Source organism: Parageobacillus caldoxylosilyticus NBRC 107762 (assembly GCF_000632715.1).
Classification (GTDB): Bacteria; Bacillota; Bacilli; order Bacillales; family Anoxybacillaceae; genus Saccharococcus; species Saccharococcus caldoxylosilyticus.
In genome coordinates this window covers 32,499-53,374 of the sequence record NZ_BAWO01000010.1, presented here as the reverse complement: position 1 = coordinate 53,374, position 20,876 = coordinate 32,499, and the positions used below count along the sequence as shown (strand labels likewise).

Annotated in this window: 20 protein-coding genes; 15 read left to right on the top strand and 5 right to left on the bottom strand. The window is 42.0% G+C overall.

The annotated features are described in order from the left end of the window. Window positions 1-6: 6 nt before the first annotated feature. Together GCA01S_RS04240 and GCA01S_RS04235 are read right to left on the bottom strand one after the other, a co-directional pair. Window positions 7-1,539 (bottom strand): solute symporter family protein, encoded by a 1,533-nt coding sequence (locus GCA01S_RS04240; RefSeq protein WP_042407491.1) that lies wholly within the window; start codon window positions 1,537-1,539, stop codon window positions 7-9. Next, window positions 1,539-1,880, bottom strand: a complete 342-nt coding sequence (locus tag GCA01S_RS04235; RefSeq protein ID WP_017436244.1) for a DUF485 domain-containing protein — start codon at window positions 1,878-1,880, stop codon at window positions 1,539-1,541. The genes GCA01S_RS04240 and GCA01S_RS04235 overlap by 1 nt, the downstream gene beginning before the upstream one ends. A gap of 608 nt (window positions 1,881-2,488) precedes the next feature. Between GCA01S_RS04235 and GCA01S_RS04230 the strand changes: the two genes are divergently transcribed. From GCA01S_RS04230 to GCA01S_RS04220, 3 genes are all read left to right on the top strand, one after another. Further along, the gene (locus GCA01S_RS04230; protein WP_017436243.1) at window positions 2,489-3,907 is read left to right on the top strand and encodes an amino acid permease; all 1,419 of its coding nucleotides are present in this window, start codon (window positions 2,489-2,491) and stop codon (window positions 3,905-3,907) included. Between the two features lie 160 nt (window positions 3,908-4,067). Further along, on the top strand, window positions 4,068-4,814 hold the full coding sequence (gene sigI / locus GCA01S_RS04225) for an RNA polymerase sigma factor SigI (RefSeq protein ID WP_026078553.1): 747 nt from the start codon (window positions 4,068-4,070) through the stop codon (window positions 4,812-4,814). Beyond that, window positions 4,811-6,031, top strand: coding sequence for an anti-sigma factor domain-containing protein (locus tag GCA01S_RS04220; RefSeq protein WP_042407488.1), 1,221 nt, complete (start codon window positions 4,811-4,813; stop codon window positions 6,029-6,031). Before sigI ends, GCA01S_RS04220 begins: the two co-directional genes overlap by 4 nt. 37 nt (window positions 6,032-6,068) lie before the next feature. On the opposite strand, the gene GCA01S_RS04215 is transcribed toward GCA01S_RS04220, so the two are convergent. After that, on the bottom strand, window positions 6,069-6,278 hold the full coding sequence (locus tag GCA01S_RS04215) for an alpha/beta-type small acid-soluble spore protein (RefSeq protein WP_017436240.1): 210 nt from the start codon (window positions 6,276-6,278) through the stop codon (window positions 6,069-6,071). A gap of 198 nt (window positions 6,279-6,476) precedes the next feature. On the opposite strand from GCA01S_RS04215, the gene GCA01S_RS04210 reads away from it, so the two are divergent. From GCA01S_RS04210 to GCA01S_RS04180, 7 genes are all read left to right on the top strand, one after another. Further along, window positions 6,477-7,493 carry a LacI family DNA-binding transcriptional regulator gene (locus GCA01S_RS04210; RefSeq protein WP_017436238.1) on the top strand — a complete coding sequence of 339 codons (1,017 nt, stop codon included), beginning with the start codon at window positions 6,477-6,479 and terminating at the stop codon, window positions 7,491-7,493. Window positions 7,494-7,643: 150 nt separating this feature from the next. Then, window positions 7,644-9,740, top strand: coding sequence for an amylo-alpha-1,6-glucosidase (locus GCA01S_RS04205; protein WP_042407534.1), 2,097 nt, complete (start codon window positions 7,644-7,646; stop codon window positions 9,738-9,740). Between the two features lie 69 nt (window positions 9,741-9,809). Continuing rightward, window positions 9,810-11,081 carry an ABC transporter substrate-binding protein gene (locus tag GCA01S_RS04200; RefSeq protein WP_042407487.1) on the top strand — a complete coding sequence of 424 codons (1,272 nt, stop codon included), beginning with the start codon at window positions 9,810-9,812 and terminating at the stop codon, window positions 11,079-11,081. Between the two features lie 146 nt (window positions 11,082-11,227). Beyond that, complete coding sequence (locus GCA01S_RS04195; protein WP_042407485.1) at window positions 11,228-12,127, top strand: carbohydrate ABC transporter permease; 900 nt, start codon at window positions 11,228-11,230, stop codon at window positions 12,125-12,127. A gap of 15 nt (window positions 12,128-12,142) precedes the next feature. Next, complete coding sequence (locus GCA01S_RS04190) at window positions 12,143-12,970, top strand: carbohydrate ABC transporter permease (protein WP_042407484.1); 828 nt, start codon at window positions 12,143-12,145, stop codon at window positions 12,968-12,970. A 180-nt stretch (window positions 12,971-13,150) separates the two neighbouring features. Continuing rightward, entirely contained in the window at window positions 13,151-13,501 is a 351-nt protein-coding gene (locus GCA01S_RS04185; protein WP_042407482.1) for an alpha-glucosidase C-terminal domain-containing protein, read from the top strand. Window positions 13,502-13,753: 252 nt separating this feature from the next. Continuing rightward, window positions 13,754-15,004: an MFS transporter gene (locus tag GCA01S_RS04180; protein WP_042407480.1), complete on the top strand. Its 1,251-nt coding sequence runs from the start codon at window positions 13,754-13,756 to the stop codon at window positions 15,002-15,004. A gap of 254 nt (window positions 15,005-15,258) precedes the next feature. On the opposite strand, the gene GCA01S_RS04175 is transcribed toward GCA01S_RS04180, so the two are convergent. Continuing rightward, on the bottom strand, window positions 15,259-15,603 hold the full coding sequence (locus tag GCA01S_RS04175; protein ID WP_017436231.1) for a DUF3905 domain-containing protein: 345 nt from the start codon (window positions 15,601-15,603) through the stop codon (window positions 15,259-15,261). A gap of 100 nt (window positions 15,604-15,703) precedes the next feature. On the opposite strand from GCA01S_RS04175, the gene GCA01S_RS20480 reads away from it, so the two are divergent. Genes GCA01S_RS20480 through GCA01S_RS20470 form a run of 3 tightly spaced genes read left to right on the top strand, consistent with a single transcriptional unit; the run spans window position 15,704 to window position 16,157 of the window. Next, window positions 15,704-15,859, top strand: a complete 156-nt coding sequence (locus GCA01S_RS20480; RefSeq protein WP_017436230.1) for a hypothetical protein — start codon at window positions 15,704-15,706, stop codon at window positions 15,857-15,859. Beyond that, window positions 15,856-16,017 carry a hypothetical protein gene (locus GCA01S_RS20475; protein WP_017436229.1) on the top strand — a complete coding sequence of 54 codons (162 nt, stop codon included), beginning with the start codon at window positions 15,856-15,858 and terminating at the stop codon, window positions 16,015-16,017. Before GCA01S_RS20480 ends, GCA01S_RS20475 begins: the two co-directional genes overlap by 4 nt. After that, entirely contained in the window at window positions 16,014-16,157 is a 144-nt protein-coding gene (locus tag GCA01S_RS20470) for a hypothetical protein (protein ID WP_017436228.1), read from the top strand. The genes GCA01S_RS20475 and GCA01S_RS20470 overlap by 4 nt, the downstream gene beginning before the upstream one ends. A 12-nt stretch (window positions 16,158-16,169) precedes the next feature. Here GCA01S_RS20470 and GCA01S_RS04165 read toward each other — a convergent pair whose 3' ends face one another. Then, entirely contained in the window at window positions 16,170-17,942 is a 1,773-nt protein-coding gene (locus GCA01S_RS04165) for a B12-binding domain-containing radical SAM protein (RefSeq protein WP_017436227.1), read from the bottom strand. Window positions 17,943-18,139: 197 nt separating this feature from the next. Here GCA01S_RS04165 and GCA01S_RS04160 point away from each other — a divergent pair, with 197 nt between their 5' ends. After that, window positions 18,140-20,362: a PAS domain-containing sensor histidine kinase gene (locus tag GCA01S_RS04160; protein ID WP_042407478.1), complete on the top strand. Its 2,223-nt coding sequence runs from the start codon at window positions 18,140-18,142 to the stop codon at window positions 20,360-20,362. Beyond that, window positions 20,352-20,858: a methylated-DNA--[protein]-cysteine S-methyltransferase gene (locus GCA01S_RS04155; protein WP_042407532.1), complete on the top strand. Its 507-nt coding sequence runs from the start codon at window positions 20,352-20,354 to the stop codon at window positions 20,856-20,858. Before GCA01S_RS04160 ends, GCA01S_RS04155 begins: the two co-directional genes overlap by 11 nt. Window positions 20,859-20,876 lie beyond the last annotated feature (18 nt).

Sequence of the window (20,876 nt, the reverse complement as noted above, 5' to 3'; positions counted from 1 at the left end):
AGTTTGTCATTGGTTGATTCCTGTATTTGCTTTCACAAGAATCTCATCAAATTTTTTATTGTCCTCTTTTTGCGAAGAAAGAAGTGTACCGATAATCGCGGCGATGAACCCTAGCGGAATCGAAACGATGCCAGGATTGGCAAGCTTAAAAAGCGGTTCGCCGATCAAAATAGCAGCACCAGGTTGCGGTGACCAGACGTTCGGGCTGAAGAATACGAGCAACAATGCACTGAATAGACCAACGATCATTCCTGTAATGGCACCGGTTGTATTAAAACGCCGCCAGAAAATAGTAAAGACGATAATCGGTAAGTTGGCGCTTGCTGCGACGGCAAATGCCAGCGAAACAAGGAAGGCAACGTTCATTTTTTGCGCGAATAATGCCAGAAGAATGGATAATATTGCTACACCAATCGATGCCCAACGGGCGGCAACCATCTGTTCTTTTTCTGTCGCTTGACCGCGGCGAAGGATATGGCTATAGAAATCATGGGCAAATGCGGATGCCGCTGATAAGACCAGACCGGCAACCACCGCCAAAATCGTAGCAAATGCAACGGCGGATATAAAGGCAAATAGGACATCCCCGCCGAGCGCTTCGGCTAGTAATGGAGCAGCCATGTTTCCAGCAGGATTGGCGGCGACAATTTTGTTGTAACCAACAAATGCGGCGGCGCCAAATCCTAAAAAGATTGTTAAAATGTAGAAAATGCCGATAATCCATGTGGCATAGACGACCGATTTACGCGCCGTTGGTGCGTCTTTTACTGTAAAGAAACGGATTAAAATATGCGGAAGCCCTGCTGTTCCTAAAACGAGTGCTAAATTTAGCGAGATGGTATCAAGCGGGTCTTTAAATTTGTTGCCTGGATTCAGAAACGCTTCGCCGAGCGGCGTAGCCGTTTTTACTTCGTTAAACATTTTGATGACGCTGAAGTCAAACTTTACTAAGACCATGACCGAAATAATAAACGTGCCCACCATTAACAGGACTGCTTTTACGATTTGTACCCAGCTTGTTGCCATCATGCCGCCGAAAACGACGTAAATCGTCATTAGCACACCAACAATGAGGACGGAGTATACATAATCGATTCCTAATAATAGCTTAATGAGGCCTCCGGCGCCGACAAGCTGAGCAATCATGTAAAACGTGGAGATAGCAATCGTATTCAAGGCAGCAATACCGCGTACTTTTTTATCATCGAACCTTGCGGCAATCATATCAGCCATTGTGTATTTTCCAAGGTTGCGCAACGGTTCTGCAACAATATAAAGGACGACTAAATAGGCAACAAGAAATCCTATACTATAAAAGAAGCCATCAAAACCAGCGAGTGCAATCATCCCCGCAATGCCTAAAAACGAAGCGGCAGACATGTAATCTCCTGCGATCGCCAGGCCGTTTTGCCAGCCGGTCAAGCTGCTGTCGGCTGTGTAAAATTCGCTCGTTGTCCTGGTTCGTTTGGAAGCGAAGTAGGTGATGATCAGCGTCAACGCTACAATAATTAAGAATAAAAAAAAGGCTAAGCCGTGCATTATACGCTTCCTCCTTCCTTCGCTTCTTGTTTAATTTGCTCAACCATTTCGTCAAAGTTGGCTGCCCGTTTAGAGTAAAGCGTACATAATGCCCACGTCATAATAAACTGAGCAAATGCAAACAACCAAGCCCAACTGATCGGACCGATCGCAGGCGAATTTAACACGTTAGAATAAGACGTCAAAATCGGGAGAGCAAAATAAAAAATGAGGAAGAATAGTGTTAACGGCAAAATGAATTTTTTCTTTGCGCGCATCAGTTGCTGGAAAGAAGAAGATTGCGTAATTTTCGTATAATCGATTGATGTGTGCTCCATGAGAGAATGTTCCCGTATTGCCATGGAAAAATAGTCCCTCCTTATTATTTATTTGGAATGATCAAAGAAAACAAAGCCTTCCCCCTTTCGCTGTTCAAAAAGTTGACACAAATTTATTATATATTTATCTGAAAAATTTGTAAATTAGAAATATTTATTATTAAAGAAAATAATTCCGTGATTTTAACATTTTTCCGGATAAGTCTCCCTCCGTGAAATGAACAGAAGGAGAAGATATCTGGCGAGTCGATCGTGGGGAAGTGTATACGATCGGATCATTTTGCGAAAACGGCCAAGCCCTTCTCATTACAGGGAAAAAAATACGCTTCCTGCACCGATTGCAGAATAAAAAGCCGGCGAAGATCCAGCGGCGTCTATCCCAATGTAAAAAGATCTTGCCAATGGAAAGAGTATGATCCCGCTTTCTTTTATACAGAAACTTCTTCAATGGAGGTGGTAAGAAACTCCCGCCCCTTCATGGAATAAAGGTGGGAGAGATTCATCGTACAAAATGGCAAAAATTTTTTGTTGTTTTTATTATTTTCTAACTTTACAAAAATTAATGAATCATGTAAAATCCTAATTGTATTCTTCGACAATTTTCCGCAAAAAACGACAAGGAGAGACATTATATGAATTTATTTAGAAAAAAGACGATACAAATGCTTTTAAGTGGGGCTGATCAAAAAGGTGCTTCCTTAAAAAAGGATTTGGGTGCGTTTGATTTAACGATGCTCGGTATTGGGGCGATTATTGGTACGGGAATTTTTGTATTAACTGGAGTTGCCGCGGCAGAGCATGCCGGTCCGGCATTGGTTCTTTCTTTCGTTCTCTCTGGTCTTGCTTGTGTGTTTGCGGCGCTTTGTTATGCGGAGTTTGCTTCAACGGTTCCGGTATCTGGAAGCGCTTACACATATAGTTACGCGACATTTGGAGAATTAATCGCCTGGATTTTAGGCTGGGATTTAATTTTAGAATATGGTATAGCCTCTTCAGCCGTTGCGGTCGGCTGGTCCGGCTACTTCCAAGGACTGCTTTCGGGATTTGGCATTGAGCTTCCAAAGGCGTTGACGAATGCCTATGATCCGGTGAAGGGAACGTTTATTGATCTACCGGCAATTTTGATTGTTCTTTTTATTGCCTTTTTGTTAAACCTTGGTGTAAAAAAATCAGCTCGTTTTAATGCCATTATTGTTGTGATTAAAGTCGCTGTCGTATTACTGTTTCTGGCTGTTGGTATATGGTACGTGAAGCCGGAAAACTGGTCGCCATTTATGCCGTTTGGGTTTTCCGGGGTAGCAACCGGTGCGGCGACTGTCTTCTTTGCATACATCGGTTTTGACGCGGTGTCGACTGCGGCGGAAGAAGTGCGTAACCCGCAGCGGCATATGCCGATCGGAATCATTGTTTCACTGCTTGTTTGTACGTTATTATATATCGCGGTTTCATTAGTGTTGACTGGAATTGTTCCATATGAACAATTGGATGTGAAAAACCCTGTTGCGTTTGCGTTAAACTATATTCACCAAGATTGGGTTGCGGGTTTTATTTCACTAGGAGCGATTGCTGGGATCACAACGGTATTGCTTGTAATGATGTATGGGCAAACCCGTCTGTTTTACGCAATCAGCCGCGATGGCTTGCTGCCGAAGGTGTTCTCGAAAGTGAATCGGACTCGTCAAGTGCCATTTGTAAATACTTGGATTACAGGCGTCATTGTTGCGGTATTTGCAGGAGTAATTCCTTTGAATAAACTTGCAGAACTTACTAATATCGGCACATTATTTGCTTTCATCACTGTTTCTATCGGTGTTCTTGTTTTACGAAAAACACAGCCTCATTTAAAACGTGCGTTCCGCGTACCGTTCGTTCCGGTTGTTCCATTATTGGCTGTTGCCTTTTGCGGGTATTTAATTCTTCAGCTTCCGCGAGTGACATGGATTGGCTTCGTATCATGGCTTGCAATCGGTCTTGTCATTTACTTTGTATACGGTCGCAAACACAGCACGCTCAACTATATAGAGAAATCGTCGGAGGAAAAAGCGGGATAATCGATCGGCCGACAAAGACCTTTGTCCTACAGCAAAGGTCTTTTTTCTTATACGCGGGACTAAAAATGTAACAAATTTCCGATTGAATAACCATCAGATTTTCGTTAACATTTACGAATGATATTCTAGGGAGCGTTAGTTCGTCTCTTGGATAAATGGGGTGAAATCCATGTTTAGCATATTATTTTCGTTAAAAAAGGAGAGAACGATCGAACAGCAGGTATGTGAAATTCAAAAAGGCAATCAAACGCTGCATAATCAGCTTATTCAGCAATATAAACCATTTATTATAAAAACCGTTTCCAGCGTGTGCAAGCGGTTTATTCGTGAGGAGGATGATGAGCTGAGTATCGGATTGATCGCGTTTAATGAAGCGATTGAAAAATATTCGCCGCATAAAGGCGGCTCTTTCATTTCTTTCGCCGAGCTGCTTATTAAAAGACGTTTAATTGATTACATCCGCAAAGAAGCCAAGGTTAGGGAGGTTGTATTACATACGGATGAGGAAGATGAAAATGCTGTGCAAACATATTTAGATACAAAATTGTCGATAGACGAATTTTACAAACAAATCGAGCAGGAGCAACGCCGCGAGGAAATTATCCATTACCAGCAAGTGCTCAAGGAATTTGGCATTCATTTTCACGACCTTGTTGAGCAATCGCCGAAGCATAAAGATGCCCGCATTAACGCGATCAACGTCGCTAAGTTGTTGGTTGATAATGAGGAGCTGTTAAAGCAGCTTTTTCAAAAAAAGCAATTGCCCATTAAGCAATTGGAAAATATGGCCGAAGTGAGCCGCAAGACAATAGAGAGAAACAGAAAATACATTATTGCGGTGGCCATTATTTTAGCGGGAGATTACGTTTATTTAAAGGATTATATAAAAGGGGTGCTTCCATCGTGAAAAAAGGGATTGTATTAGAACTAGACGAAGAATTTGTAACATTATTGACGCCGGAGGGGGAGTTTATTCAAGTAAAGAAAGAGGATGAGTATGAAATAGGAGAAGAAATCGAAGCGAAGATGGTGAAAAAACCCTATGTTCGTCACCGTTCATTTCGATATGCTGCGGTGAGTCTCATTGCAGCAGCGGTACTTTTAATTGCCACATTGTTCCGTTTTCCTTCCAATGAAGTATACGCTTATATGTCCATTGACATTAATCCAAGCATTGAGATTGGAGTGGATGAACAGCTAAAGGTGCTAAAATTAAAGGCATATAACGAGGAAGGAGAGAAGATTGTTTCACAGCTTTCTCGTTGGAAGAATGAAGCGTTTGTTGTCATTACCAAGGAAATTATCGAATTAAGTATGAAAAAAGGATATTTGCAAAAAGGTGGACAAGTATTGATTACAACGGTGGAGAGAAAACACCGTGCTGCATCTTCACGGAAACTTTCTACAGAGTTAATGAAAATTCAACATTCGTATCAGCAGAAAAACATTATCGTAAAGACAGAAGAAAGCACGATGGAAGTACGAAATAAAGCGGTAGAAAAGGGAATGACAACGGGAAAACTGTTGCAAATGGAACAAAAAATGAAAGCAGTTTCACCAAAGCCGCCAAAAGCGAAAAAATTAGAAAAACCGCTGAAACAAAAAGATGGGGATAAAAAAAATGAACAGCAGACGAACCATTCTTCATTAAACAAAAAAGATGTGCAGGATCACAAAAATAATGGCCGTGAAAAGAATGAACAGCAGACGAACGATCACTCATTAGATGAACAGAATGACAAAAAAAATAAAGATAGTGGCCATGAAAAAAATGAACAACAGGCGATCAACCATTCATTACAAAAGAAAGATGAACAGAAATGGGAAGAAAATAATAGTAATGGAAAAAAAGTAACGCAAAACCATCATTATCCATTTGAAGAAAAAGATGAACAAAAAAAAAGTAACGATGAGGAATTTGAAAAAAATAGCAAAAATCGCAATTTACCCACAAAAAACAGTCAATATCATCACTTTCATCGATCCTATGATGATCACTTGAAACATTATCAAAAAAAGAACAATAGCCGGAACGAACATTATGGAAAACGAAAGGATGATAAAAACTTCCAAAAATCATCCGAACGTGATCACCACGAAAAGAGAAATAACAAATCCATGTAATAAAGCCGAGTGAATCCACTCGGCTTTGAGTGCCACGTTATTCTGTTTTTTGGAAGCCAGATCCAGAAAGTTGGCTTTGTGCTTGAGCAACCAAGCGTTTTGTAATTTCGCCGCCAACAGATCCGTTTGCACGAGAAACTGTATTTGCTCCTAATTGTACACCAAATTCCTGAGCAATTTCATATTTAATTTGTTCTAATGCCTGTTCAATTCCTGGAACAAGAAGTTTATTGCTCGATCTTGCCATTGTTTTTAGCCTCCTAACATAATGTAATTTGTTTGGCAAGTTTAGTATATGTAGATTGCAAATCCTATATAGATGGGAATTGAAGTGGTTGCTGTGAGTTTTTGACATGAGTCGGCAAAAAAATATATTGCAAGCGCTTTCTGATGTGGATTATAATTTAATCAGCAAAACAATCCAAAACGTTTTGGAGGAAGAGTTGTGACAACGATTAAAGATATTGCTAAAGTTGCCGGAGTTTCCATTACGACAGTTTCGCGTGCACTAAACGGATATTCGGACGTTAATGAAAAAACAAGACAAAAAATCATTGAAATTGCTAAACAGTTAAACTATAGTCCAAATACGCTTGCCCGCGGTCTTGTCATGAACAAGTCCAAAACGATTGGCTTGCTTGTTTCAGGATTAACAAGGGAAAGCGCGAAGGATAATTTTACATTTGAAGTGCTGGCTGGAGTTAACCAATATGTCAGCGAAGTTGATTATGATATGGTACTATTCAGCACCACTTCAACGAAACAGCGGGAAAAAACATACACACAGCTATGCCGGGAAAGGCGAGTAGATGGGGCGATTTTGCAAGGAATTCGCAGCGACGATCCATATTTGCAAGAAGTAGTAGAAAGTGATATTCCGTGTGTTTTAATTGATATTCCAATTGAGTCCGAAACAGTTGGATACGTGACAACTGACAACGTGCTTGGTGCAAAAAAGGCGGTAGAGCATTTAATATCATTAGGACATAAGAACATTGCAATGATCAATGGATACAGTTATGCATTTGTTAGCGAACAGCGGCTAAAAGGATTTAAAGAGGCATTGTTGGAAGCAGGATTGCCAATTCATGAAGAATGGATTGCAGATGGGGAATTTCGCGAGGATAATGCAGAACGGGAAGCGTTGCGTTTGTTAACAAACTATCCGCATATTACCGCGTTTTTTTGCGCCAGTGACTTAATGGCTCTGGGCGTGATAAAAGCGGCAAAACGGCTTGGAAAGCGGATTCCGGATGATGTTGCAATCATCGGATATGATGATATTATTCTTGCTTCGTATGCTACCCCGCCATTGTCAACGATTGCCCAAAATAAATTTGCCATGGGATATGAAGCGGCGAAGCTGCTTATTCATATGCTTGAGGGGAAAGCGACATCCCATGTGAAGATTTTAGAAACAGAATTAAAAATACGTGAGTCGACGGTGAAAAACTACGATTAATTTCATTGTGGTTTTTCACCGCGCATAATCGGAAACGTTTTGGATTCAGAATATATCCACTTTGTTTCGTTTCGCAGAGGAGTGCCAAAAATGAAAACGTTTTGGATTTACCTAAAATCCAAAACGTTTCGGATTAAATGGGGGATTGCTATGGACTATCGAGTGATTAAAGAAAACGACGTATTTTTTTTGACAGACGAAAAAGGGAATATTCCTAAATCCCATCCTTATGGGTTAGGTCTATATACAAAAGACACAAGATTTTTAAGTGAATTTTCGCTGCGTATCAATGGAGAAGAGCCAGTATTACTTTCCTCGGATGCTGCTGAAAATTATATGGCAACCATTTTGCTAACCAACCCGCCTATCGAAAAAGAAGGACAAACAGTTTTATGGCGGGAATCCGTACAGATTGAACGAAAACGCTTTATTTATAACGGTGTGTTATATGAAACGATCAAATTGAATAATTATTTTCCGAAACCAATTGCATTTGAAATGAGTGTTTCATTCGATGTCGACTTCGCGGATATGTTTATTGTCCGTGGCTTCCAAACGGGAAAAGTCGGCAATCGTACAGGCCAAACCATTGATGGGAATACATTGACGTTTCATTACATAGGGGCGGATAACATTCATCGGGCAACGGTTATTACATGGGATCGTCCCGCCGTATCCGTTGATGATAGAGGAGAAGTAGTCTTTTCTTTTTCACTTCGCCATGGCGAAGAACAGGTGGTTACTTTCATGATTCAACCGCAAATCGGTGGGCAAACTGCACAAAAAATCATGATAGATAAAGACGATGCGCTGCGCCGGCTTAAGGCTTCCTACCATGAATGGCACCAAAAAATTACGAAAGTAACAACGGATTATAAACCGCTTCAACGCTTGATAGACCGTGGTATTGCTGATTTGCGGGTATTATTAACCGATTTGGGATATGGACCGTTTCCTGTCGCCGGACTCCCGTGGTTTGGCGTTCCGTTTGGTCGTGATAGTCTCATCGCCGCGTTGCAAATGCTGCCATTTTATCCGCAAGTGGCAAAAGGAACATTAATAACGATGGCACAGTATCAAGGAAAAAAATTGGATCCTTGGCGCGATGAACAGCCGGGAAAAATTATGCATGAGCTGCGTTTTGGTGAACTGGCAAACACCAATCAAATTCCGTTCACGCCGTATTATGGCACGATTGATGCGACTCCGTTATTTTTAGTTCTACTTACGGAATATGTCAAATGGACAGGAGATTATCATATGGTTCGCCAGTTGAAATCCCATATTGAGGCGGCACTTCAATGGATTGATAAATACGGAGACCGCGACGGAGACGGATTTGTCGAATATCATCAAGAGTCAAGCAAAGGAATTGCTAACCAAGGATGGAAGGATTCCAGGGATTCGATTGTGCATCGAAATGGGGAGTATGCAAAACCTCCGATTGCGCTTGTAGAAGTCCAAGGATACGTGTATCAGGCAAAAATAGGATTGGCTGATATTTTTGAGAAGCTTGGTGAGCCGGATCGTGCGTCTCTGCTTCGCCGACAGGCAGCGGAATTAAAAGAAAAGTTTGATGAGGCATTTTGGATGGAAGAGGTGCAATTTTACGCAATTGCATTAGACGGAAAAAAACAACAAGTTGGCACGATCACTTCGAACCCAGGTCATGTATTGTTTGCTGGTATGTTAGATACGCAGCGACAAAATGCTGTTATTCAAATGCTTCTCTCACCGAACATGTTTTCCGGATATGGGATTCGGACGATGGCGGAAGGGGAAGCAGGATACAATCCGATGAGTTATCACAACGGCAGCGTCTGGCCACATGACAACAGCATTATTTTATTAGGACTAAGCAAACTGGGAAAATCAAAGGAAGCGCTGACGATAATGGAAGGGCTAATCGAAGCGGCGTCCCATTTCGAATATGATCGCCTTCCTGAATTATTTTGTGGATATAGTCGTTCGTTTGGAAAACCGATCCCGTATCCAGTTGCTTGTTCACCGCAAGCATGGGCGGCAGGAACGCCACTTGTTTTTATTCAGGCGATGCTAGGTCTGTTTCCAAATGGTCTGCGCAAGGAGATTCATCTTTCTCCAACCTTGCTTGACTCTATGAATGTTCTCAAAGTAGAAAATATGGCGATTGGAAATGGACGGCTGTCATTAACCGTTTCCCGGGAAGGAAAAGAAATAAAGGTAGACATTCATGAAAACACAACAGGATACGATGTGATTGTTTGATAGCAGGGGTGGGATTGCCGTTCCTGTCTATATAGAAAATCAATAATTTAAGGAAGGGAGTAGGAAGGCATGAAAGGGAAAAAGTGGTTAACCGCTCTAGGCATTACGTCCGTATTGATGGGAAGCGTATTGGCTGGCTGTGGTGGAGGAAATGAGAAAGCCGCAAATCAAGATGCGAGCGGGAACAGCGGGAAGAAAGTAGAGGTTACGCTTGCCGGATGGGGCGGCAATCCGAGTGAACAAAAACTATTGCAGCAAACGCTAGACGAATTTGAAAAGAAACATCCGAACATCAAAGTGAAGTTGGAAGTCATTTCGGAGCAGTATATGGATGTCATTAAAACCCGTTTAATCGGCGGCGAAGGTCCAGACGTTTTCTATCTTGACGCCTTTGAAGCACCTGCCTTAATTGAAACAGGAGCGTTAGAACCGCTTGATAAATATGTTACCGATGATTTTGACATTAATGATTTCGAAAAACCGTTACTTGATGCGTTTAAAGGAAAAGATGGACATATTTACGGATTCCCTAAAGATTATTCCACATTAGCATTATTTTATAACAAAAAAATGTTTAAAGAAGCAGGTATAGATGTGCCAAAAACATGGGATGAATTGCGCGAGGTAGCCAAAAAATTAACAAAAGGAACAAAAGTATACGGTTTTGGCGTAGCGCCGGAGTTAGCGCGTCTTTACTATATCGCTGAATCAAAAGGCGGAAAAGTTGTTACAGATGACAAAGCAAGCTTTGCTGATCCGAAAGTAGTAGAGGCTTTACAGCCAATTATCGATATGCATTTAAAAGATAAATCAGCGGCACAACCTAGTGAAGTCGGTGCGAATTGGGGCGGAGAGATGTTTGGGCAAGGAAAGGCGGCAATGGTGATTGAAGGAAACTGGGCGATTCCGTTTTTACAAGATACATTCCCGAACTTAGAATTTGGAACGGCTGAAGTGCCAATGATTAACGGCAAAAAGACGACGATGGCCTATACGGTGGCGTACGTCATGAATAAAGACTCGAAAAAGAAAAAGGCGGCTTGGGAACTCATCTCCTATTTGACGGGAAAAGAAGGTATGAAAACGTGGACCAGCAAAGGATATGCGCTGCCGACACGCAAATCCGTTGCTGCAGAATTGGGATATGATAAAGATCCATTGCGTGCCCCACTGGTAGCGGGGGCTTCTTATGCAACGGTATGGCAAAAAGGAAAGAACTTGCCAATTATCGTAAACAACTTTAATAACCAGTTTGTCAGTGCCTTTTTGGGAGAACGGCCGTTGGATAAGGCGCTAAAAGAAGCAGAAAAAACCGCAAATAAAGAAATCGAAAGTAAGTAATCAAAGTTAAGGTTCTGGTAGAAGGTATTTCTTCTACCAGAACCAATATACCTATTGGGCTGTTCCCTTCTTTCTAGTAACGATAAGTTTGCCATGCTAGAAAGAGGGGAATAGCTTAATCGATTCTCTGCAAGGAGATGTGAGAGATGAAACGAACATTTTCAAAGAAAATGTGGAGAGAAACAGGAGCAGGCTATTTATTAATGTCACCAACGTTATTTGTTTTGCTTTTATTCATCGTTGGCCCTATTGTTTTTGCGATTTTCCTTGCGTTTCATAAAGTGCAAATGCTTGGAACAACAACATTTGAGTTTGTCGGCCTGGATAATTTTCAGCGCATTGTACATGATACACGGGCAAAAATCGCGTTTTGGAATACACTTAAGTATGTTGTCATTGTAGTCCCGTGTCAGACCATATTGGCGCTTGTGTTAGCTGCAACATTAAACGCAGGATTGAAAGGACAAAAGTTTTTTCGAATCGTATACTTTTTGCCGACGCTTACCTCCTCTGCGGTATTAACCCTTATTTTTATGTGGATGTATAATCAAAACGGACTTATTAATCATGTCTTGAAAGTGTTGGGATTGCCAACTTATAACTGGATAGGTGATCCAGATGTAGCACTGAACGCAATTATGATCATGAACATTTGGTCTACTGCTCCATACTTCATGGTGATTTACTTGGCTGCATTGCAAGATATTCCAGATTCACTTTATGAAGCCGCAGAGCTGGATGGAGCCAATGTGTTGCAAAAATTTTGGTACGTAACGGTACCATATTTGCGGCCAGTGACATCATTTGTTGTCATCATGGGGCTCATTGGTACGTTCCAATTATTCGATCAGTCTTATATTTTCTCCGCCGGTTCGGGGGGGCCAAACAACTCTACCCTTACCGTCGTTCTTCTCATTTATCAATACGCTTTTAAAACGTTAGGAACGATGGGATATGCGGCAGCATTAGCAGTAGTTCTAGCGATTATTATTTTAATCGCGACGTTATTGCAGCGAAAATTTTCGAAAGAAGAGTCTCTCTATTGAGGAGGGGGAAGGGGAATGAAAAAGAAAATCGGAATTGGAAAAGCGCTTTTGTACGTAGTTCTTGTTGCATATGCCATTATTACATTAATTCCATTTTTATGGGCGTTATCTTCTTCATTTAAAACGCTGGAGGAAATCGTTAGTGGAACGATTTCCTTTATTCCGAAACACTTTACGCTTGATAATTACAAACAAATTTTTATCGAACAAGCAATGTTTCCACGCTGGCTTTTGAACAGTGTCATCATTGCGGTGACCGTAACCATATTGAATTTATTGTTCAACTCGATGGCGGGTTATGCATTAGCACGGTTGCAATTTCCTGGGAAGAAGTCGTTGTTTATCATTATTTTGGCGGTATTAATGATTCCGGCTCAAGTAACGATGATTCCAAACTATTTGATTTTAAAACAGCTTGGTTGGTTGAATTCATATCAAGGAATGATTGTACCAACGATGATTAACGCTACCTTTATTTTCATGATGCGGCAGTTCTTTATTAATTTCCCGAAAGAATTAGAAGAAGCGGCAGCATTAGATGGACTGAGCCGGCTCGGCATTTTTTTCCGCATTGTTTTGCCGCTTGCCCGTCCTGCCTTGGCGGCACAAGCGATTTTTGTCTTTATGGGCTCGTGGAATGATTTTATGCGGCCGCTGATTATTTTGTCGGATCCGCAACTTTTCACCTTGCCGCTCGGTTTAAACAGCTTTAAAGGCCAATACATCAGTTATTGGAACTATATTATGGCAGCTTCAATGGTATTTACATTACCAGTGTTAGTCATTTATGCGTTTTTCAATCGTTACTTTATCAAAGGTATTTCATTTACAGGTGGAAAATAATCTATATGGTCTTGTTCGTTAATGGAAAAGGCTTTCGCTCTATCTACCAAGTCGACAAGCTGCATAGTTAGTTTGGTGTCTTTCATATAGGCTTGCCCCTTATCTTTTTCCATTGTTTCAATGGCAAAGACAAGGGAGCATATTTGAAATGTAAAGTTTCTAGTGCCGGAGGGGAAAACGATGAAGCGGACATGGTGGAAAGAAGCGGTTGTATATCAGGTATATTGGCGCAGTTTTTACGACTCGAACGGAGATGGCGTTGGCGATTTGCAGGGAGTTATCGAAAATTATGGCACATTCCACGACTATACGGAAAACGAGCCGTATATTTATGCGTACACACGTGAACTAGATGACGTTCGTTGGCTTATCGTTCTTAACCATTGTGACCATGCAAATGACTATAAGCTTCCTGTATCGCTAGCTGCATACAAGCGGGAAGTAGTGCTTGGTAATTATCCGGATATCCAAGAAAATGGCAGTGTGTTGCACATGCGGCCGCATGAGGCGCGTATTTACCGGCTTATATAAGCTATTTTGTATTGCGTTGGTAGTTGTCATCTTTATAATCATGAATCCGCCATCATTTAATGGATTTTTCAGGGTTCTTAACAAGGGAAAGGTTTTACCAATTAAAAAAAGCGCTCGGAAAGCTGATTTTTGCACTATTTATTTTTCATATCCTTGTCCAATAACGGGCAAGGCTTTTTTATTTGTATGCTTCATGAAAAAACGGAAATGATAAGCATACAACATGAATGAAATAAGAGGCAGGAAAGAACAATGGAGTGGATACAGCAAGTGCCGAAACAGGCAAGAAAATCGTTAGGAAAAGGATGGATGATTGCATCGCTTGCATCGATACCGCTGGTGATGACGCTTGGAAATTCCATGTTAATACCAGTGTTGCCGACCATCGAAAAGCAACTGCATATTACTTCATTCCAATCGAGTCTGCTCATTACGATGTATTCGGTTGTCGCAATTGTTTTTATACCGATTGCTGGATATATAAGCGACCGGATTGGGAGAAAGAAAGTGATTATTCCAAGTTTATTGCTGGCGGCTATTGGAGGTCTTATTTCGGGATGGGCATCATGGAGAATGAATGAGCCGTACGGGATGATTGTGGCAGGAAGGATGTTGCAAGGACTTGGAGCAGCGGGAGCATTTCCGGTTGTACTGCCGCTTGTCGGCGATTTATTTCCCAATGATAGTGAGGCAAGCAGCTGTCTAGGAACCATTGAAACAGCAAATACGTTTGGGAAAGTATTAAGCCCGATCTTAGGAGCGATGTTTGCAAGCATCGTTTGGTTTTTGCCGTTTTTCTCCTTTCCGCTGTTTTGTGCTCTTTCGCTTGCGATGATGCTTTTTTTTGTAAAATCTCCTTCGAAACAGGACCATCCCCCTCCATTTCGGCAATTTTTACGAAATGTAAAAACGGTTTTTCAAAGAGAAGGGCGTTGGCTATATGCGATTTTTGCTATTGGAGGTCTATTAATGCTCGTTTTATTTGCGTTTCTGTTTTTCTTATCAAGCCGTCTTGAAAATTGTGGCATCGATGGAATAAAAAAAGGATGGGTGCTCGCCATTCCGCTTGGCGCGCTTTGTGCGGCATCGTTTATTACGGGAAAGAAAATCGGTGAAAATAAAACGTTAATGAAATGGGTAATTGCCGCTGGCGGTGTGCTTGCCGGAGCGGCGATCATGGCCGTCAAGTTTTTTCCGTCTCTTTGGTGGATGGTTGCTTTTTTTTCGCTTGCCGGCATTGGCATTGGCGTAATGCTGCCGTGTTTGGATGCGCTGATTACGGAAGGAATTGAAAAAAAAGAACGGGGAACGGTGACCTCGTTTTATAGTTCACTAAGATTTATCGGTGTCGCTGCGGGACCACCGCTTGCTGCACTGCTGATGAAAAGGGAGATGTCCACGCTGCTGTTTCTGTTAGTTGCATTATGTTTTCTTGCCAGTGCCATCACATTTATAGCGATTCAACCAGAAAATGAAGGAGAGAAAGCAACAGGAAAGCAGTAATATTTCCAGGGGGCAAAGATGTAAAAGCAAAGCAATGACTTGATATGATTACTCATCGGCTTCCTTTCGATGACGCGAAACATGCATACGAACTCTTTGATGAAAAGAGCGATGTAAACCCGTAAACGGATTAAATATAGCAGCACAAGCATAGAAAAAGGGATATCACAATAGTGAGGATATCCCTTTTTTGCTTTTTGAAAAACGTCAATAAATTTTGTCGCGAAACGAGGAAAGGAAAGCGAGACTTTAGGCTAATCTTGCCCATAGCTTGTATCAAGGCTTGGGTGCATAAATGGAACCCCTTGTGACTGACGTTTTGCTTCGAGAAGCTCGCGATTTTCCTCGGCATTCCAGCCGATGTCGTTGGTTGGGTGCACCCATTCCTCGCCTGCCATCATGCTTGGATCGATATCATCGCTCCAGTGATTCAGCGGCGAATTTGGCGAGTTATATTTGCTGTCGCCAATCACAACACCATATTTATTGACAAATGGAGCCTGCATGTTTATACCAGTTCCTTTGAATGATGGAGCATGGATTTGATGAGGCATGGTCTCATCAAGAATTGGCGATTCGGCTTTTTTATCTTTATCCATGTTGATCACCTCTATTGTAGTGTGAACGAAAATATATTTTTTATGAATAAACCATGCCGTGTTTAAGGGAAAATAAGAAAAATGGCAAAGGGGGATGCCCATGAAAAGCAGTTCATTTCCAGTTGCTCGCCTGCAAGAGCGGACATTAAAAAAAGTGCAAGAGCTGGAAAAACAGTTGCGTGAAGAAACAGGGGAAGAAATCGTTTTAATCGCTTATAAACATGAGAAAACTTCTCAGGAGGGAGATCAAGAATGAAGCGGAAAGTGAAATTTGATGCGGCGAAAAACAATAATAAGACGCCGACAGAAAGCTTGCCGGATACGGAATTTGCCGCCCAGTATGCGGGAGAAGAAGACATGATCCGCGGGGCGAACCGCAATTCGAAAAAAGGGCGCCAAGGAGACGGACAATGAAGTCGGGAGAAGAAAAACGAGAGCGTCTATATAACGAAGCACGCGAGGAAATGGCGTTTGAATTTGGCGACTTTAACGCCCACCAGCCGTTTCAGCTAATGGAAGAAATGAAACAACAGAAAAAGCAAAAGAAAAAGTAGGGAAGCGCCTCCCTACTTTTTTATTGCCACATTCGAAAAGGAAGATAGCGGTGCGGAAAAAATTTTCGTCTGCAATTGAACGGGATCAAAATAAGCAATCATCACCGTTGGAATAAGACGTATTTCTTTTGTTTTTTTATAATGGCCGATGTCAAATTCGATCATTTCCATGACCGTATGTTTAAATAATTCTTTTTCATTCAGTTCCAGTGATACGAATTCGTTCCCCAACTGTTCCGGATGTTCAAGCAACTGGCGATAAAGGGAGGAACGTAGCGATTTGTCTGTTTTTTCTTCCCACCATGGTTTGCGCGGTTTATGTTTTTGGTTGCGTAAATAGTCATATTTCATTAACGCTTCAATGATTGGAAGTTCATCCAGTTTTTTGGTCTGCAAAAATTCATATAGACGGCGGAATAAGTCTTCGAGCTGATGTCCGATTTTCGCCCAGCCGCGTTCCTCCCAGTATGTGCCGAATTCTTGGAAGAAATCAAACGGCGATGGGAATACGCTTGTTACCAAATATTCGATCGTCTCATCCATCCGATGCGCGTTCCAATATTTCTCTAACACATCTTCCACTTGTTTAATGCGGATGATGTCATCAAAAGAAAGCACATTATTTTGCAAGACTTCGTATGGGGCGTGGTCCATAAATACGTAGCCGTAGTCTTTCGCGCGAAGGCGAAGGCCGGTGCCGCGAAGCATTTTTAAAAAGCCGAGCTGCAATTCTTCGGGACGGAGCGCGAAAACGTCGTTAAACGTTTTGCGGAATGATGTATAGTCTTCTTCCGGAAGGCCGGCAATTAAATCGAGGTGCTGCGCAATCTTTCCGCCTTCTTTAATCATCGTGACCGTGCGCGTTAGCTTGGCAAAATTTTGCTTGCGCATAATCAACCGGTTGACTTCATCGTTTGTCGATTGTACTCCGATCTCAAAGCGGAACAGCCCCGGCGGCGCTTCTTTATTTAAAAACTCAATGACCTCGGGGCGCATAATATCGGCGGTAATTTCAAATTGAAACACCGTCCCAGGAACATGTTCGTCAATAAGAAATTGAAACATATCCATCGCGTAGCTGCGGCTGATGTTGAAAGTGCGGTCGACGAATTTAATCGTGCGCGCGCCATGCTTCATTAAATAGCGGATATCTTCTTTAATTTTTTCGCGGTCGAAATAGCGCACGCCGACCTCGATGGAAGATAGGCAAAACTGGCAGCTGAACGGGCAGCCACGGCTTGTTTCGACATAGACGATGCGTTTCGGCAAATGTGGAATATCCTCCGGAAAGCGAAACGGCGAAGGCATGTCCGTTAAGCGAATCTTATTTCGCTGCGGGTTAATTACGATGTTTCCATTATCGCGGAACGCGAGTCCATGAATATGACGGAAATCGCGGTTTCCTTGCATCTCCAGCAAAAACTGTTTAAATGTCTCTTCTCCTTCGCCGATGACAATAAAATCAAACTCCGGCACCGTCTTCATCCATTCGCTCACATCATAGGATACTTCCGGTCCGCCCACCACGATCGTAACGTCGGGAGCGACTTTTTTTAGTATTTTCACCACTTTAATCGTTTCTTCAATGTTCCAAATATAACAGCTAAATCCGATAATATCCGGCTTTCTTCGATAAAGGTCGGTCACAATGTTCATTGCCGGATCTTTAATGGTATATTCGACAAGCTCTATATCAAATTCCGGCTGGGCATACGCTTTTAAGTAACGAATCGCTAAGTTCATATGAATATATTTCGCGTTTAGTGTTGTACAAATAATTTTCATCGGAACAAACCCCTTTGCCAATGCATAAAAAAACAACACTTTAATATATCATATTTTAGACAAAAGAAAAAGGAAAAAAACTTGTCGAATATTGCAAAAATTTATTTGTATGGAATTTTTAAAAAACAGGGGAGGAGTAAAATTTTCCATAGAGAATATATATTAATTTGATATGGTATGGAGAAGGAGAGATCAATATGAGCCGTAACCTTTCTCCCCGTGAAGAAAAAAACGTAGTAGTGGACGTAAGATTGTTAGAAGAAGAAAATAGACGGTTAAAGGAACGGTTAAACAGCTATTCAATCATTTTTGAACGTTCATTAGACGCGATTGTCATTTTTAATAAACACGGTGAGTTTGTTGATGTGAATGAAGCGGCTTGCAAACTGTTTGAAATGGATAAATGCGAGCTTATTGGCAAAAAATTGTCGATGTTTCTCGAGTTAGTCCCACCGGATATTTTAATGTTTCAGCAGTCGATGTTACATAAGTTTGGTTCATTCAGCGACGAGCTGTTGATCAAGCTGGCGAACGGAAAAGTGAAGCATATTGAGTTTTCCATGAAAAAAGATGCGTTTAACGAATATGATTTGGTGATTATGCGCGATATTTCCGCACATAAAGCATTGGAGCGGGAACGGATTATGCATGAGTTTTTGTTTAAAGATGTGTTTAACCGGGCGGTGGACAGCATTGTTATTTTTGACGAATTCGGCCGGTTTATCGATGTGAATCCCGCTTTTTGCATGAGTTTAAATCTAGAGAAGGCGAAATTGTTGAATCTGTCATTTCAGCAGTTCATCGCCAAAGAAGATGTCGATGATTTTGTCCGCCTGCTTGCCGAGCTGAAAGAAAAAGGAACGGCAAAAGGGGAGCTGTCTCTCGTTCGTTTGGACGGCACGGTCAAAATGTTTGAACTGACAACGACATCCAATGTATATAGCGGTTTTTATATGGCAATTATGCGCGATGTGACCGATCGGAAAAACATGGAGATTAAACTGCAAAAAAGCGAAGAAAGGTTTCGCGCCATTTTCGAGCAGGCGCACGAGGCGATTTTAATATGGGATGACTATGGGTATATTTTAAATGCCAACCGTGCCGCAAGCCGGACGTTCGAACTGCCGCTGAATTTGCTTGTGCGGAAAAATCTGCTTGATTTCCTTGACCATAACGATGAGAAAGTAAAGCGCATTTTTGCGGAATTTCGCAAAAAAGGGGAAATCCGCGATGAACTGACGTTTCATATGCCGAACGGAGAAGACAAACAGCTGGAATTTACGATGAAAAAAGGGGCAATAGATGGATATCATTTGACGATTTTCCGCAACGTGACGGAACGGAGAAAAATAGAAAGGGAACTTCGCGAAAGCGAGCAGAAATTCCGCAGCATTTTTGACCATGCGATGGATGGAATATTGTTATGGGGCCAAGGGTATCGCATTTTGGACGTAAACCCGATCGCCTGTGAAATATTCCAAGCGGGGAAAGAACAACTGCTTCACCGGCCGATTACAGAATTTATACCGGAAAAGGCGCGCAAGCATTTCCGTAAGTTGATCCAACAAAGCGAACGCGTTGGCGAAGCGTATGCCGAGGTCGACTTTTCCAATGATGGCAAGCAGAAAATTATCGAATTTGCACTCAAAAAGGAAATCATCCCTGGCGTTGGAATGATGATGCTCCGCGATATTACCGAAAGAAAGGAGATGGAGCTGCAGCTAAGAAAATCAGATACCTTGAATGTAGTGGGAGAACTGGCCGCAGGCATTGCTCATGAAATCCGCAATCCAATGACGGCGCTGAAAGGATTTATTCAGTTGCTGCAAGGAAGCATTAAAGAAGATTATTCGATGTATTTTAACGTCATTATGTCTGAATTAAAGCGGATTGAATCCATTATTACCGAATTTCTCGTTCTTGCCAAGCCACAGGCGATTCAATACCAGCAAAACGACATATGCAAAATCATGCAGGATACGATCGATTTAATCAACGTGCAAGCGATGATGCACAGCGTGCAGATTATCGCGGATTTCGCCCCGCAGCTCCCGCCTATTTATTGCGAGCCAAACCAACTAAAGCAAGTGTTTATCAATATATTAAAAAATGCGATTGAAGTGATGCCAAAAGGCGGAGATGTTACCGTTCGCATCCGGCAGAGCGACGACAACCACATTCGCATTTCCATTACTGACCAAGGATGCGGCATTCCGAAAGATAAAATTAAAAAGCTCGGCGAGCCGTTTTATACCACAAAAGAGCGCGGCACTGGACTAGGATTGATGGTGAGCTATAAAATTATAGAGGAACACCAAGGAAAAATTGATGTAGAAAGCGAAGTTGGCGTCGGTACAACATTCCATATTACCCTCCCGATCAAAAGAGTAGAGAAAGAGGACGATCATGATGAAATTTGAATTCAGCATCTATCCATCTGATTTGCTCGGAAATATCTATGTCGTTTCCGACGGTGAAGCGATCGTCAGTGTCCAGCTGTTTGAGGAAGATTGGCGCGAGCTTTGCCAGCAATATGAAATGATAAAAAGCCGTTCTTCCTTATTAGAAAATGCTGTCTCACAGCTCGATGAATATTTTCGGGGCAGACGGAAAACGTTTAACCTGCCTTTGAAATGGAAAGGAACGGATTTTCAAGAACAAGTATGGCAGGCGCTTTGTGAAATTCCGTACGGAACGACGGTTAGCTACAGTGATATTGCGAGTAAAATCGGCCGCCCTAAAGCGGTGCGGGCGGTAGGACAAGCAAACCGGGCCAACGAGCTGGCCATTGTCGTTCCTTGCCATCGGGTGATTGGAAAAAACCGTGCGCTGACGGGATACGCTGGCAGCCGCATCGATGTCAAGGCGCAGCTGCTCAAGCTCGAGCAACGGTATAGTATGACAGAAAAAAACTAGAAGCTGCGGTCCGCTTCT

Bases quoted from the DNA above. Each gene is read 5' to 3' on its own strand.
- GCA01S_RS04240 (WP_042407491.1), bottom strand. From the start codon at position 1,539: ATGCACGGCTTAGCCTTTTTTTTATTCTTAATTATTGTAGCGTTGACG.
- GCA01S_RS04235 (WP_017436244.1), bottom strand. From the start codon at position 1,880: ATGGCAATACGGGAACATTCTCTCATGGAGCACACATCAATCGATTAT.
- GCA01S_RS04230 (WP_017436243.1), top strand. From the start codon at position 2,489: ATGAATTTATTTAGAAAAAAGACGATACAAATGCTTTTAAGTGGGGCT.
- GCA01S_RS04215 (WP_017436240.1), bottom strand. From the start codon at position 6,278: ATGGCAAGATCGAGCAATAAACTTCTTGTTCCAGGAATTGAACAGGCA.
- GCA01S_RS04205 (WP_042407534.1), top strand. From the start codon at position 7,644: ATGGACTATCGAGTGATTAAAGAAAACGACGTATTTTTTTTGACAGAC.
- GCA01S_RS04200 (WP_042407487.1), top strand. From the start codon at position 9,810: ATGAAAGGGAAAAAGTGGTTAACCGCTCTAGGCATTACGTCCGTATTG.
- GCA01S_RS04195 (WP_042407485.1), top strand. From the start codon at position 11,228: ATGAAACGAACATTTTCAAAGAAAATGTGGAGAGAAACAGGAGCAGGC.
- GCA01S_RS04190 (WP_042407484.1), top strand. From the start codon at position 12,143: ATGAAAAAGAAAATCGGAATTGGAAAAGCGCTTTTGTACGTAGTTCTT.
- GCA01S_RS04185 (WP_042407482.1), top strand. From the start codon at position 13,151: ATGAAGCGGACATGGTGGAAAGAAGCGGTTGTATATCAGGTATATTGG.
- GCA01S_RS04180 (WP_042407480.1), top strand. From the start codon at position 13,754: ATGGAGTGGATACAGCAAGTGCCGAAACAGGCAAGAAAATCGTTAGGA.
- GCA01S_RS04175 (WP_017436231.1), bottom strand. From the start codon at position 15,603: ATGGATAAAGATAAAAAAGCCGAATCGCCAATTCTTGATGAGACCATG.
- GCA01S_RS20480 (WP_017436230.1), top strand. From the start codon at position 15,704: ATGAAAAGCAGTTCATTTCCAGTTGCTCGCCTGCAAGAGCGGACATTA.
- GCA01S_RS20475 (WP_017436229.1), top strand. From the start codon at position 15,856: ATGAAGCGGAAAGTGAAATTTGATGCGGCGAAAAACAATAATAAGACG.
- GCA01S_RS20470 (WP_017436228.1), top strand. From the start codon at position 16,014: ATGAAGTCGGGAGAAGAAAAACGAGAGCGTCTATATAACGAAGCACGC.
- GCA01S_RS04165 (WP_017436227.1), bottom strand. From the start codon at position 17,942: ATGAAAATTATTTGTACAACACTAAACGCGAAATATATTCATATGAAC.
- GCA01S_RS04160 (WP_042407478.1), top strand. From the start codon at position 18,140: ATGAGCCGTAACCTTTCTCCCCGTGAAGAAAAAAACGTAGTAGTGGAC.
- GCA01S_RS04155 (WP_042407532.1), top strand. From the start codon at position 20,352: ATGAAATTTGAATTCAGCATCTATCCATCTGATTTGCTCGGAAATATC.